The 13,253-nt window shown below is 67.1% G+C and carries 9 protein-coding genes and 3 pseudogenes; 5 read left to right on the top strand and 7 right to left on the bottom strand.

Annotated features, from left to right (window positions below):
- Positions 1–49 precede the first annotated feature (49 nt).
- A complete protein-coding gene (pgi, locus tag ACUDAL_RS17255; RefSeq protein ID WP_444678993.1) occupies positions 50–1,711 on the top strand; it encodes a glucose-6-phosphate isomerase in 1,662 nt (553 codons plus the stop codon).
- 10 nt (positions 1,712–1,721) lie between these two features.
- On the opposite strand, the gene crcB is transcribed toward pgi, so the two are convergent.
- Together crcB and ACUDAL_RS17245 are read right to left on the bottom strand one after the other, a co-directional pair.
- A complete protein-coding gene (crcB, locus tag ACUDAL_RS17250; protein ID WP_444678992.1) occupies positions 1,722–2,108 on the bottom strand; it encodes a fluoride efflux transporter CrcB in 387 nt (128 codons plus the stop codon).
- A complete protein-coding gene (locus ACUDAL_RS17245; protein ID WP_444679425.1) occupies positions 2,105–2,476 on the bottom strand; it encodes a CrcB family protein in 372 nt (123 codons plus the stop codon). The genes crcB and ACUDAL_RS17245 overlap by 4 nt, the downstream gene beginning before the upstream one ends.
- A 213-nt stretch (positions 2,477–2,689) precedes the next feature.
- On the opposite strand from ACUDAL_RS17245, the gene ACUDAL_RS17240 reads away from it, so the two are divergent.
- Together ACUDAL_RS17240 and ybiO are read left to right on the top strand one after the other, a co-directional pair.
- Positions 2,690–4,009 (top strand): IS1380 family transposase, encoded by a 1,320-nt coding sequence (locus ACUDAL_RS17240; RefSeq protein WP_444677628.1) that lies wholly within the window; start codon positions 2,690–2,692, stop codon positions 4,007–4,009.
- A 273-nt stretch (positions 4,010–4,282) separates the two neighbouring features.
- A pseudogene (gene ybiO, locus ACUDAL_RS17235) lies at positions 4,283–6,641 on the top strand (mechanosensitive channel protein).
- 298 nt (positions 6,642–6,939) lie between these two features.
- On the opposite strand, the pseudogene ACUDAL_RS17230 reads toward ybiO, so the two are convergent.
- The 5 genes and pseudogenes from ACUDAL_RS17230 to hemC form a co-directional block, all read right to left on the bottom strand.
- Positions 6,940–8,189 (bottom strand): annotated as a pseudogene (locus tag ACUDAL_RS17230) (heme biosynthesis HemY N-terminal domain-containing protein).
- Positions 8,186–9,208: a uroporphyrinogen-III C-methyltransferase gene (locus ACUDAL_RS17225; protein ID WP_444678991.1), complete on the bottom strand. Its 1,023-nt coding sequence runs from the start codon at positions 9,206–9,208 to the stop codon at positions 8,186–8,188. Before ACUDAL_RS17225 ends, ACUDAL_RS17230 begins: the two are co-directional and overlap by 4 nt.
- Positions 9,196–9,687: a hypothetical protein gene (locus ACUDAL_RS17220; protein WP_444678990.1), complete on the bottom strand. Its 492-nt coding sequence runs from the start codon at positions 9,685–9,687 to the stop codon at positions 9,196–9,198. Before ACUDAL_RS17220 ends, ACUDAL_RS17225 begins: the two co-directional genes overlap by 13 nt.
- Before the next feature lie 6 nt (positions 9,688–9,693).
- Positions 9,694–10,490: pseudogene (locus ACUDAL_RS17215) on the bottom strand (uroporphyrinogen-III synthase).
- Entirely contained in the window at positions 10,490–11,428 is a 939-nt protein-coding gene (hemC, locus tag ACUDAL_RS17210) for a hydroxymethylbilane synthase (RefSeq protein ID WP_444678989.1), read from the bottom strand. Before hemC ends, ACUDAL_RS17215 begins: the two are co-directional and overlap by 1 nt.
- A 242-nt stretch (positions 11,429–11,670) precedes the next feature.
- Here hemC and argH point away from each other — a divergent pair, with 242 nt between their 5' ends.
- Both argH and lptM read left to right on the top strand, forming a co-directional pair.
- Positions 11,671–13,113, top strand: a complete 1,443-nt coding sequence (gene argH / locus ACUDAL_RS17205) for an argininosuccinate lyase (RefSeq protein ID WP_444678988.1) — start codon at positions 11,671–11,673, stop codon at positions 13,111–13,113.
- A complete protein-coding gene (gene lptM, locus ACUDAL_RS17200) occupies positions 13,110–13,250 on the top strand; it encodes an LPS translocon maturation chaperone LptM (RefSeq protein WP_444678987.1) in 141 nt (46 codons plus the stop codon). The genes argH and lptM overlap by 4 nt, the downstream gene beginning before the upstream one ends.
- The last annotated feature ends 3 nt before the right edge of the window (positions 13,251–13,253 follow it).

Here is a 13,253-nt window from a genome sequence, read left to right as displayed (position 1 = left end):
CGGACATAACAACACGAAACGGGTAGACCGCCCGCGCGCCGAGGCCACCATGTTCCAGCTCACTCGCAGCGTCACCTGGCAAGCCCTGAAACAGCTTCAGCAAGAAACGGCAAACGACCGCATCAAGGAGTACTTCGCCGCCGACCCGGCGCGCTTCGACGCGATGAGCCTGCGCGTCGGCGGCCTGTTCCTCGACTATTCCAAGCAGCCGGTCTCGCCGACCGTGCTGGCCAAGCTGATCGAGCTGGCCGACCACTCGGCGCTGGTGCAGCGTCGCGCCCAGATGTTCTCCGGCGACATCATCAACGTCACCGAGGACCGCCCGGTGCTGCACACGGCGCTGCGCAACCTGGGCAACAGCCCGGTGATCGTCGACGGCAAGGACGTGATGCCCGAGATCCGCCGCACCCGCGAACAGATCCAGCATTTCTCCGAGGCCGTGCGCAGCGGCGTCTGGAAGGGCTACAGCGGCAAGCGCATCCGCGACGTGGTCAATATCGGCATCGGCGGCTCCGACCTCGGCCCCAACATGGCCTGCCGGGCGCTGCTCAAGTATCGCCACCCTGCGCTCAACTTCCACTTCGTCTCCAACGTCGACGGCAACCACATCCAGAAGGTGCTTACGCGCCTCGACCCGGCCACCACGCTGTTCATCGTCTCGACCAAGACCTTCTCCACCCAGGAGACGCTGCTGAACGCCAAGTCGGCGCGCCGCTGGTTTCTGGAGACTGCCGGAGCGGAGGCCGACGTGGGCGCCCACTTCGTGGCCGCCTCCACCAACAAGAAGGCCGCCATGGCCTTCGGCATCCGCGAGGAGAACGTCTTCGAGTTCTGGGCCTGGGTCGGCGGACGCTACTCGATGTGGTCCTCCATCGGGCTGCCTATCGCCCTCTCCATCGGCTTCGACGGCTTCATGGCCATGCTCGAAGGCGCCTACGAGATGGACCAGCACTTCATCCAGGCCCCTTTCCGCGAGAACATGCCGGTCTTGATGGCGCTGATCGGCATCTGGCATATCAACTTCCAGGGCGCAGAGACCCAGGCCATCGTGCCCTACGACCAGGCGCTGCATCAGCTGCCCGCCTTCCTGCAGCAGCTCGACATGGAATCCAACGGCAAGTCGGTGGACATCTTCGGCCACCCGGTGGACTACAAGACCGGCCCAATCGTCTGGGGCCAGACCGGCTCCAACGGGCAGCACGCCTTCTTCCAGCTGTTGCACCAGGGCACACGCTACGTGCCGATCGACTTCATCGCCTCGCTCAAGCCCGAGCCAGGCTTCGAAGAGCACCACTTCGCCCTGCTCACCAACATGCTGGCCCAGGCCAACGCCTTCATTGAAGGCAGCCTCAAGGGCGACGACGGCAGTCGGCTCGATCCCTACAGCTGCCCCGGCAATCGCCCCTCCAGCGTGCTGCTGCTCGACGAGCTCACGCCGAAGAACCTCGGCGCACTGATTGCGCTCTACGAGCACAAGGTGTTTGTCCAGGGCGTGATCTGGAACATCAATTCGTTCGACCAGTGGGGCGTTCAGCTGGGCAAGCGCATCGCCGGCGAGATCAGCAGCCGGATCGACGAGCACGGCCAGGACTTCGACGCCTCGACGCAAGGGCTGTTGGCACTGGTGCGGGCGCACTTCCCGCGCGCCCCCGGCCCGGCGACAGCGCCAGGCCAGCCGAAGGCGCACCGCCGCGGCAAGAGAGCCGACTGAGCCGGCACAATCAGCCCTGGCGGACCCGCACCAGGCGGTCGCCCAGCCAGGCGGCGGACAGCCACAGCGGCACGTTGAGCAGCATGTAAAGCAGCGCCAGGCCGGGGCGGCCGAGCTCGATCAGCTGCAGCGTCTCCAGCCCGAACAGCGAGAAGGTGGTGAAGCCGCCGCAGAAGCCGGCCACCAGGAAGGGCTGCCAGCTGGCCAGCCGGCCCTGGCCTGCCACATAGGCGGCGAAGAAGGCGATCAGCCAGGAGCCCAGCACGTTGACCGCCAGCGTTCCCCAAGGCAGGCCGGGGCCAAACAGCACCAGCGCCGCCAGCGAGACCAGGTAGCGAAGCAGGCTGCCAAGCGCACTGCCCAGGCCCACGGCCGCATAGGCACGCCAGCCGCTCATACCGCGACTCCACCCAGCCACCAGCCCAGCGCGGCCAGGGTCAGTCCGGCGCCCAGGGTCGCCCCCAGGTTGGCCAGCGCGGCGTGCGTGCGGCCGCTCTGCCACAGCGCCAGGGTCTGCAGGCTCAGCGATGACACGGTGGTATAGCCGCCCAGGCCGCCCACCACCAGGCCCAGCCAAGCGGGAGCAGGTGACAGCTCGCCGTGCGGCATGCCGAGCAGGCCCGCCAGGACACCGGCCGCAAAGGCGCCGCTGAGATTGACCGCCAGGGTGCCCCAGGAAACCCGGTCCCGACGCGTCGTGCCGTCAGCTCCGACACGGCGAGCCGCGCCATGCCACCCAGCGCGCCGCCTGCCGCCACCAGCCACCAAGTTCCCATCGTCTGCCCCCTCCGGTTCATGGCCGATACTAGCCAAGCCGGTCGGCGAAACAAAGAAAAGCCACCCGGGGAGGGTGGCAAAGGGGATATCGGACTTCGTTCAGGGTGTGCCTAGCCCGAATATTGCACCAGGCATGAAAAAAGCGGCTGAAAATCGGTTATAATTCAAGAGCCTAACCAAGAATTAGCCGACACAGCCGCCATGACAAAATGTACCACGCCCACCGCCACCTTTCCACGCTGCAAAGGCCGTCAGATCACCGCCAGCTTCGATGGCGGCGAGGTCACCTCTGACGGTGGCATCCTGCTGCTGCGGCAGCTCGACCGCGAGATGGGCCTGACCCGCGCTATCGCTCGCCGGCTGAGTGATGACCGCGATCCTCAACGCTGCCTGCATCGCACCGAAACCCTGGTTCGGCAGCGCGTGTTTGGCCTGGCGCTGGGCTACGAGGATCTCAACGACCACCAGGCGCTGCGTCACGACATCGCCCTGCAGACCGCCGTCGATACCGACGGCGTGCTGGCCAGCCAGTCCACGCTGTGTCGCTTCGAGCAGCAAGCCGATCGGGACTGGGCGGTCACCATCCACGAGGAAATGATCGAGCAGTTCATCCGCTCGTTCCGGCGGCCACCCAAGAAGCCGCTCTACCTCGACTTCGATGCCACCGACGACCGGGTGCACGGCCAGCAGCTCGGGCGGCACTTCAACGGCTACTACAACCACTACATCTTTCTGCCGCTGTTCGTGTTCTGTGGCGATCAGCTGCTGGTCAGCTACCTTCGCCCGGCCTACCGAGATGCCGCCCACCACGCCGGCGCCATTCTTGCCCTGCTGGTTCGGCGGCTGCGCCAGGCGTGGCCTGAGGTAAAGGTCGTATTCCGCGGCGACAGCGGCTTCTGCCGCCCGCTGATCCTCAGTTGGTGCGAGCGCCACGGTGTCGACTACATCGTCGGCCTCGCCGGCAACCCGCGGCTGGCCAAGCTAGCCCTGGATATCGACTACGAGTCAGCTATCCGCTTCGAGAAGACCCGTGAGAAGCAGCGAGTCTTCGGCTTCATCGAGTACGCCGCCAAGAGCTGGAAGAAGCGCCGACGAAAGGTGGTCGTCAAATCCGAGACCAGTTGGCGTGGCTTCAACACCCGCTACGTGGTGACCAACCTGCGCGGCTGCAGCGCAGAGTGGCTCTACGACCACCGCTACTGCGCCCGAGGCGAGATGGAGAACCGCATCAAGGAGCAGCAGCTCCTGTTCTCAGACCGCACCAGCTGCCACCAATGGTGGTCCAATCAGTACCGACTGCTGCTCTCGGGGCTGGCCTACCTGCTCCTGGAGCGGCTGCGTCGGATTTACCTTAAGCGCACCGCCTTCGCCCAAGCCCAGGTCAACACCATCCGCCTGAAGCTGCTGAAGATCGGCGCCGTCATCACTCGCAACACACGGACCATTCGGCTGATGTTGAACAGCCAGTATCCGGAGCAGGACCTCTTCCTGATGTTGGCCAGCAAGCTGGTGCCGGGATAGCGTCGCGGCGTGCTGTCCCCGGCACAGAAAAGACATGGGGGTGGGGGAGGTGCGCCCTGAGCACAGGAACTTGATCAAAAAGCAGCCAAACTCCACCCCAGATCCCTTTTATCCCCACCGAGCCTGGCATCTGGGGACTTCTGACTGACCCGGTGCAACATCCGGGCTAGGGGATAGGCACAAATAAAATATGGCACAACTTGGCTTTAATGTACAATAGTTGCATAGAATTTTTCTCGCTCGATTCGTGCCGAATCGCCAAAGGCCGTTATCATGATCGACGTACCATCGTTTCTTGACGACACGCCGAGATGGAGGACACGAGTGATAGCCAAACGAATGCTTTACCTGCTGCTGGGCTGGCTGGCCCTGAGCCTGCTCGCAGCGGCCCCGGCGCTGGCCCAGCCTGCCGACGCCCCTCCTGCCCCGCGGCGCTGGCCGACATGCTGGAAAACGACGAAGCGCGCCAGCAGCTGATCGACCATCTGCGCCGGCAGGCCGCCGAGGAGCAAGCGCTGGGCCAGGCCGAACCCACCGCCCTGACGATATCGTTTCCCAGGCAACTGGCCGAACTGACCAGCCGCGTGGCCAGCGATATCGGCGGTGAGGTACGCAACCTGGGCGGCATCCTGTCGAGCCTGTTCAGCGCAGGCACCGATGCCACCGCCTTCGACATGGCCGCCTTCACCACCGCGGCCATCAACCTGGGCCTGGTCATCATCGCCACTTTCGTCCTGTTCATGCTGTTCCGCCACCTGTCACGGCCGCTGTTTGGCCGCCTCAGTCTCTGGTCGCGCAAGGACAGCGAGCTGAACCCGACCCTGCGGCTGGTGCTGTGCGTGGCGCTCGCGGCCGTGGTCGATCTGCTGGTGGTGGCACTGGCCTATGTCGCCGGCAACCTGATTGCCACCTTCGCCATCGGCGAAACCGGCGAACTCTCCACGCGCGCCTCGCTGTTCCTCAACGCCTTTCTGATCATCGAGCTGATCAAGGCCGCCCTGCGCATGCTGTTCTCGTCCCGCTACGAGGGGCTACGCCTGCTGCCGATCTCGGCCGGCGAGGCCTCCTACTGGAACCGTTGGCTTGCGCGCCTGGTCGGCCTGGTCGGCTACGGTCTGATGGTGGTGGTCCCGCTGACCAGCGTCTACCTGGCCCCGTCGCTGGGCCAGGGGTTGGGGCGCTGATCATGTTCGGCGCCTTCCTCTACGCCGTCACGGTGGTCCTCAAGAACCGCAAGCGGATTCGCGTGGAACTCGACCTGCTGGCGACACGCTCGGATTTGACCGCCACGCGCGTGTCGCTGCACCTGTTCGCCCGCACCTGGCACCTGTTTGCCCTGGCCTATTTCTTGATGGTGCTGATCGTGATGCTGACGCGCCCGGCCGATGCCCTGCCCTACGTGTTGGTCGCCACGCTGCAGACCATCGCCGCCGTGGTAGTAGGCATGCTGCTGTCGAGCCTGCTGTCGCAGACCATCGGCCGACGCATCCGTCTCTCCGATGACCTGCGCCGCAAGCTGCCGCTGCTCGAGCCACGCCTGAACAGCTATGTGCCCAACGCTTTGCGGGTACTGCGCACGCTGATTCTGATCACCGTGGTGCTGGTGGTGCTCGACGCCTGGGGCGCCTTCGACCTGACGGCCTGGTACGCCTCCGACGCAGGCCGTGGACTGGTCGGCATGCTGGTCAGCGTGGCCATGATCCTGCTGCTGGCGATCGGCGTATGGCTGGGCCTGGCTAGCCTGATCGAACACAAGCTCAACCCCGAGACCGGCACGGGCGAGCCCGACGCCCGCGCCAAGACCCTGCTCTCGCTGTTCCGCAACGCCCTGGCCATCGCCCTGGTCACCATGACCGGCATGATCATCCTGTCTGAAATCGGCATCAATATCGGCCCGCTGATCGCCGGTGCCGGTGTGCTCGGCCTGGCGATCGGCTTCGGCGCGCAGAAACTTGTTCAGGACATCATCACCGGGATCTTCATCCAGGTGGAGAACGCCATGAACACCGGCGATGTAGTCTCGGTGGGTGGCATCACCGGCACCGCCGAGCGGCTCAGCATACGCTCGGTAGGTATTCGCGATCTTTTCGGTACCTACCACATCGTGCCCTTCTCCAGCGTCGACACGGTATCCAACTTCATGCGTGAATTTGGCTATCACGTGGGCGAGTACGGTATCGCCTACCGCGAGAGCATCGACGAGGCGATCATCGCGCTGCGTGAAGCCTTCGACGAGCTGGCCGCGGACGAGACCCACAAGATGAGCATCGTGGCGCCGCTGGAGGTAGCCGGCGTGACCGGGCTCGGCGACAGTTCGGTCAACATCCGCGTGCGCATCAAGACCACGCCGGGCACCCAGTGGGGCGTGGGCCGCGCCTACAACCGCCTGGTGAAGCTGCACTTCGACGCCAAGGGCATCGAGATTCCCTTCCCGCACACCACGCTCTACTTCGGCGTGGGCAAGGAGGGCGAAGCACCGCCGGCCAACGTGCGTCTCATGCAGCAGAACTTCGACATCGACGGCCGCCCCGGCGGGCAACCCTGCTCAGCCCAGAGCAGCCGCGAGGGTGAACACGACCCGCGTGCCAAGCCCAACCCGACTCTCGGCGAAGACTACGAGGAGAAGGACTAGCCCCTGGCGTCGCGGCGAGGCTCCGGCCCGCTGCGACAGTCGTCATCCACCTACGCGAGCCGGCGCGACACGCCGGCTCTCTGCGTTTCCGGGCCCAGGATGGTGGCGTAGCATCAACAGGAGCGGGTTGCCGGTCGCCAGGCACGGCAAGCCGCCACGACCGCTCAAATACAACACCCAGGTACAACCGCCCAGGCACGACCAGCCAGGTAGGCCCCATCCACGTACGAAAAGAGGGCGCCGAAGCGCCCTCTAAGGGTCGAGCCAATGCAGATCGACCCTGGCCGTCGGCCTGGTCTTACTTGTCGCGCGCCGGCTCCTCCACCACCGCCGTCGGCTCGGCGGGCTGGGGCAGCGAAGGCAGCGACTTGTCGAGCAGCTCGACGCTCTGGCGGTAGTAGAGCTGGCTCTTGTTGTGCTCGCCGAGGTTGGCGAACAGCCTGGCCAGCTCGGCGCACACCACCCCACTCGGACGCTGGCGCTGGCTCGCCTCGAAGTACTCCTGCGCCTTGCCCCAGTAGGCGTTGCGCAGCGCCAGGCGGCCCAGGGAGAGCAGCAGGTCCGGGTCGTTGGGACGCTCCTGCAGCCACTTCTCGGCATGCACCAGCTGGCGGGCCGGGTCGACGTCGAGCAAGCCGTAGCGCAGCACCAGACGGCTGTCCCAATGCTCCTTGAGCGAGTGGCGCAGCAGCCGCTCGGCGATGCCTTCCTCGTTGCCGCGCACCAGCGCCTCGGTGTAGAGCACCACCAGCTCGACGTTGGTACGCAGCGCGTCGGGCATGTCGGCCCACAGGCTGCGAATCCGCTCGATGTTGCCCGGGTCGCGCGCCTCGTGCACCAGCAGCTCCTTGTAGGCGCGCAGCTCCAGCCGGCTGCGCTCCTGCGGCGAGATCAGCTGGCGTGCCGCCAGTCGCGGCATCAGGCGACGCAGGCCTTCCCAATCGCTGACGCTGAGATAGGCCTGCTTGAGCTGCTTGAGCACCTGCGGGTGGTTGGGCATCTGGCGGTCGAGCCGGGTGAGGATCGCCAGCGCCTCTTCATACTGCTGGCGATCCAGCATCAGCTGGACCTGCATCAGCCCCACCGCCGAGTCGGCCCCTCGGTGGAGAGGTGGGCACGCTTGAGCAGGGTGTCGGCCTGGTCGTAGCGGCCCTGGTAGTGGGCGGCCAGCGCGGCCGAGAGATAGTTGACCAGCGGGGTGCTGGAGTCGTCGGCGGCCTTGACCAGCGACTTCTCCGCCGTCTTCCAGCGGCCTTCGGCCAGCGCCACCAGGCCGCGCACGGTGCGCTTCATGGCGTTGCGATGCCGGGTGCGCCGGTTCCACACCTTGAGCCGGCTGACCGGGTAGCTCATGCGCATCAGCACGCGCAGGGCGAAGTGCAGAACGAGGAAGGCCGCCAGCAGCAGCACCAGCCCGAACCAGAACGAGGTCTGCACTGAGGTATCGCCAACCCGCACCAGCCAGTAGCCGGGAATAGAGACCATCAGCTGGCCGAACAAAGCCCCGAGGGCAAGGCCCAGCAGGACGATAAGCAGCAGCTTTCTCATGCGTCATCTCCCCGGCCGCCGCGCGAACCGAAACGCCGCTCGATGAATTCGGCCAGGGCCTGCTGCGAGCCGCTGATATCGGGCAGCTCGGGCTGGATGTTCTCGCGCTTGAGTTCCTCGAGGCGCTCGATCGCGGCCTGCACTTCGCTGCGCTCGGTGTCGTAGTAGTGGCGAATCAGCGTTAGCGCCTTGTCGAGGCTCGCCTCGTACAGGGCCTGCTCTTCCTGCAGCAGGGCCAGCTGGGCCTGCTCGAGCACCAGGCGCGCGCTCTGGCGCAGGTAGGCTTCCTGCTCGGGCGTCACCAGGGTTTCCAGGGTTTCGTCGTGCTGGCGGATCACCACCAGATCCTTCAGCTCCTGGCCGAAGCGGCTGAGCTGCTGCTGCCAGGCACCGGTGGGCGCCTCCTGCAGGCCAGAGCGGGCCGGGATCTCTTCGAGCTCACGCGACAGCGGCATGCCACCCAGGCGCTCCTGCTGGGCATGCAGGGCAAGGTAGAGGCCGGTGCGGTCGACGCGCGGCACCCCGTCAAGCACCGACAGCTCCGCGGCGATGGCGCGGCGCACGGAGGTCAGGGCCGGGTTCTGCGCCTCCTCGAGGCGGGCATCGGCGGTGCGCAGCAGTGCCGCCGCGCCCTCCACGTCACGCTCCAGCTGCAGGCGCTGGTTGGCCAGGCGCAGCAGGTAGGCGGCCTCGGCGTGCAGCCATTCGCGCTCGTCGGTGTCCTGCTCGCGGGAGAGCTCGTCGAGCACCTGATCCAGGGTGCCGTCGACTTCGCTGCGATAGCTGGCGAACTCGCTGCGAATCGCCTCGACCGCCTGGGTCATCTCGGTGTTGCGCTCACGCTCGCCGCTCTGGAGCTGCTCGCGCAGGCCGGTCAGGTCGTCGGCCGAGGCCGCCTCACCGGCACGCTGCTCGAGCTCGGCCAGGCGCTGCTGCTGTTCGTCGAGACGCTCCCAGGCATTCCAGGCGAACAGGCCCGCCCCGATGCCGAGGAACAGCACCAGGATTAGGGCCAGCACGCCAGCGGCGCGCCCGGCCCCTTGCGCTCGCCGGCGCTGGGTGGTGGCGGAGGCGGGGTGCCACCGCCAGCGGGTTTGGAAGGCTCGCTCGCCTTGGCTGCGGCAGGCGTGGCGCCGGGAGTACTCTTGCCGGGGGCACCGGAAGCGGGCGTGGGGCCGGCAGCGGGCTTGTCTACGGCAGGCTTGGCCGCCGCCGGCGTGCCGGTACCGGCGGGCTTGTCCTCGGCGGCCAGCGTGTCGGTGCCGCCGGGCTTGGCCTCCGGCTGCGTGTCGCCGGGCTGGCCCTTGTTTGCCGCAGGCGGGCTGGCATCCGCCGGCTTGTCGGACCGGCCGGCCTGGGTCGACTTGCCGCCACCCTGCGGGCGTCCCTGGTTCGAACCACCGCTATTGCCCTTGCTGTCGGCTGCGCGTCGCTTGTCGCCTCGCGCGTCACCGGAAGGCGATTTTTGTTCGTCCTGCTCGTTAGTCTGCTTGCTCATCAGTCGCTAGCCCTTTTCGAGATCGTCTTGATCGACATCGGCACCCCCAGGTCGCGAAGCCCTGCCACAGCGCTGGCCAGAGCCGCCGGCGTAGCACCCATAGCCACCACGCAAGTGCGAAAGCCCAAATCCTCGGCCAGTGTAGCCAAACGCCGACTGGACACGATTAGCGGTTGGTTCAAGGTGGCCCTGGTGCACCATCTTGCCAGATGTTCGAGTAATTCTCCGCTGCTGACCACCAGGGCGTGAAAATCGCCGCAGGCGAGCCGCGCCTGCAGCGTGGCGGGCGGCGGCTGCAGGCAGCGGCGGTAGAGCGCGAGCCGCGTGACACGGCCGCCCCGAGAGGCCAGAGTTTCCGCCAGCACGGGCCGCCCGCCCTCGCCGGCCACCAGCAGGATCCGCTCGCCGTCGAGCCGGCGCAGTGATGCCAGCTGTAGCAGGGCTTCGCTGGTGTCCTCCCCGGCGTCATGCGGCGGCATGTGCACGCGCACCCCGAGCCGCTGGTGCAAGGCCTGCGCCGTGGCCGCCCCCACCGCGTACCAGGCGGTGCCGAGCGGCAGCTGCGGCCAGTAGCGATCCAGGGCCTCATGCAGGCATTCGGCGGCGAAGGGGCTGACCACCACCACCTTGTGGAAATGGTCGAAGTCGAGCCAGGCCTGGCGCATGTCCGCCGTCTCTGGCAGCGCCTCCAGCGCCATGGCATCGAGGTTGGCCACCGGGAAGCCGGTGGCTTCGATGGCTTCCGCCAGCGCCGTCGCCCGCTCGCCCGGACGGCAGATCAATACCGGCCGCACGACGGGCATCAGCCGCCGTAGACCTCGGCCAGGATCTCGCCGGCGCCCTGGTCGAGCAGGTCCTCGGCCACGCGGATGCCGAGGGCCTCCGGTTCGTGAATGGAGCCCCGGCCCTCGGCGCGCAGCACCTCGGTGCCTTCGGGGTTGCCGACCAGGGCGCGCAGCCACAGGGTCTGGCCGTCGTTCTCGAAGGTGGCGTAGCCGCCGATCGGCACCTGGCAGCCGCCTTCCAGGCGGGTGTTCATGGCCCGTTCGGCGCGCACGCGGGTCGCGGTGGCCGGGTCGTCCAGCGGCGCCAGCAGTGCGATCAGGTCGGGGTCGTTGATGCGACACTCGATGCCGAGCGCACCCTGGCCGCAGGCCGGCAGGCACACCTCGGGCGGCAGCTCCTGGGCAATGCGATCGCCAAGCCCCAGCCGCCGGAGCCCGGAGGTAGCCAGCAGGATGGCGTCGAACTCGCCGGCATCGAGCTTGGCCAGGCGGGTCTGGACGTTGCCGCGCAGCGAGACGATCTCCACGTCGGGGCGCGCCTCGCGCATCTGCAGGCCGCGGCGCAGGCTCGAGGTGCCGATCCGCGCGCCTTCCGGCAGCTCGTCGAGGGTGCCGTAGTGATTGGACACCAGGGCATCGGTCGGCTCGGCCCCGGCGAAGATCACCGACAGGCCAAGCCCCTCGGGGAAGTGCATCGGCACGTCCTTCATGGAGTGCACGGCGATGTCGGCGCGGCCGTCGAGGATGGCCTCTTCGAGCTCCTTAACGAACAGCCCCTTGCCGCCGATCTTGGCCAGCGGCGTATCGAGGATCTTGTCGCCGCGGGTGGAGAGCGCCACCAGCTCCACCGTGAGATCGGGATGGTGAGCCATCAGCAGGTCACGGACATGTTCGGCCTGCCACAGGGCCAGTTGGCTCTTGCGGGTGGCAATGCGCAGCGTAGAGATGGATCGCACGTGGTTCTCCCATGCAGCGGACCCGAGCGGGCCCTGCTCAGCAGTATGATTTGCCGCAGACCGTCCCGATCGCGGCCGAGGATGGTCGTTGCCTCCATGATAAAGCACCTGGCGAGGCAGGAAAAATCGCAGCCTCCCACTCTGCCCCACCGGCTCGGGCCTCGCCACTCCCGTCGACTCTGGTACACTGCGAAACCATGATCTGGAGCCATTGACAGATGGTTCCCCCACGAACGTCACGCATGTACCAGCAGGATGCCCACGCCAATGAGCTCTCGTTCCACACCCCCGGCACCAATCAGTCCTGGGGCGGCCGCTTCAGCGAACCCACCGACGCCTTCGTCGAGCGCTTCACCGCCTCGGTCGGCTTCGACCAGCGCCTTGCCCTGCAGGACATCCAGGGCTCCATCGCCCATGCCACCATGCTGGCGCGGGTGGGCGTACTGACCGACGATGAACGCGACGCCATCATCAACGGCCTCGGCGAGATTCGCGGCGAGATCGAGCGCGGCGAGTTCCAGTGGTCGGTGAAGCTCGAAGACGTGCACATGAACATCGAGGCGCGCCTGACCGACCGGATCGGCATCACCGGCAAGAAGCTGCACACCGGCCGCTCGCGCAACGACCAGGTGGCCACCGATATCCGCCTGTTCCTGCGCGACGAGATCGACGTGGTCGAGGCCGAGCTGATCCGCCTGCGCCAGGGCCTGATCGCGCTCGCCGAGCGCGAGGCCGACACCATCATGCCCGGCTTCACCCATCTGCAGACCGCCCAGCCGGTGACCTTTGGCCACCACCTGCTGGCCTGGCAGGAGATGCTCGCCCGCGACCACGAGCGCCTGCTCGATTGCCGCAAGCGCGTCAACGTGATGCCGCTGGGCGCCGCCGCGCTGGCCGGCACCACCTATCCCATCGACCGTCACGTCACCGCCGAGCTGCTGGGCTTCGAGCGCCCGGCCGAGAACTCGCTCGACGCGGTGAGCGACCGCGACTTCGCCATCGAATTCGCCAGCGTCGCCAGCATCCTGCTGATGCACCTGTCGCGCATGAGCGAGGAGCTGGTGCTGTGGACCAGCGCCCAGTTCCAGTTCATCGACCTGCCCGACCGCTTCTGCACCGGCAGCTCGATCATGCCGCAGAAGAAGAACCCCGACGTGCCCGAGCTGGTGCGCGGCAAGACCGGCCGCGTCTACGGCCACCTGATGGGCCTGCTGACGCTGATGAAGTCGCAGCCGCTGGCCTACAACAAGGACAACCAGGAGGACAAGGAGCCGCTGTTCGACACCCTCGACACGGTGCGCGACTGTCTCAAGGCGTTCGCTGACATGGTACCGGCCATCGAGTCGCGCAAGGCGAGCATGTACGAGGCGGCCCGGCGCGGCTTCTCCACCGCCACCGACCTCGCCGACTACCTGGTACGCCGCGGCGTGGCATTCCGCGACGCCCACGAGATCGTCGGCCAGTCGGTGGCCTTCGGCCTGCGCGAAGGCAAGGATCTCTCCGAGATGAGCCTCGACGAGCTGCGCCAGTTCTCCGACGTCATCGAGCAGGACGTGTTCGAGGTGCTGACCCTGGAAGGCTCGGTGGCGGCACGCAACCACATCGGCGGCACCGCCCCCGACCAGGTGCGCGCCGCGGCCAGCCGCGCCCGCCAGGCCCTTGCCGCCCTGGAGCGCCGCGCATGAGGGCCGCCCTGGCACTCGCCGCCCTGCTGATATTGGCCGGCTGCGGGCAGAAGGGGCCGCTCTATCTGCCCGGCGACGAGGCCGCCGCCGAGCGCTACGGCACGGGCGCTGCCGCCCCCAACGACGACGAGAGTTAACAG

The organism is Halomonas sp. E19, from assembly GCF_052439355.1.
GTDB lineage: Bacteria > Pseudomonadota > Gammaproteobacteria > Pseudomonadales > Halomonadaceae > Halomonas.
Note: the sequence above shows the minus strand (reverse complement) of the source record. Positions and strands in the feature narration are given on the sequence as shown.

What these genes read in the sequence shown, in the direction of transcription:
- pgi (WP_444678993.1), top strand. Translation starts at nt 50, where the DNA reads ATGTTCCAGCTCACTCGCAGCGTCACCTGGCAAGCCCTGAAACAGCTT.
- crcB (WP_444678992.1), bottom strand. Translation starts at nt 2,108, where the DNA reads ATGAGCGGCTGGCGTGCCTATGCGGCCGTGGGCCTGGGCAGTGCGCTT.
- ACUDAL_RS17240 (WP_444677628.1), top strand. Translation starts at nt 2,690, where the DNA reads ATGACAAAATGTACCACGCCCACCGCCACCTTTCCACGCTGCAAAGGC.
- ACUDAL_RS17220 (WP_444678990.1), bottom strand. Translation starts at nt 9,687, where the DNA reads ATGAGCAAGCAGACTAACGAGCAGGACGAACAAAAATCGCCTTCCGGT.
- argH (WP_444678988.1), top strand. Translation starts at nt 11,671, where the DNA reads ATGTACCAGCAGGATGCCCACGCCAATGAGCTCTCGTTCCACACCCCC.
- lptM (WP_444678987.1), top strand. Translation starts at nt 13,110, where the DNA reads ATGAGGGCCGCCCTGGCACTCGCCGCCCTGCTGATATTGGCCGGCTGC.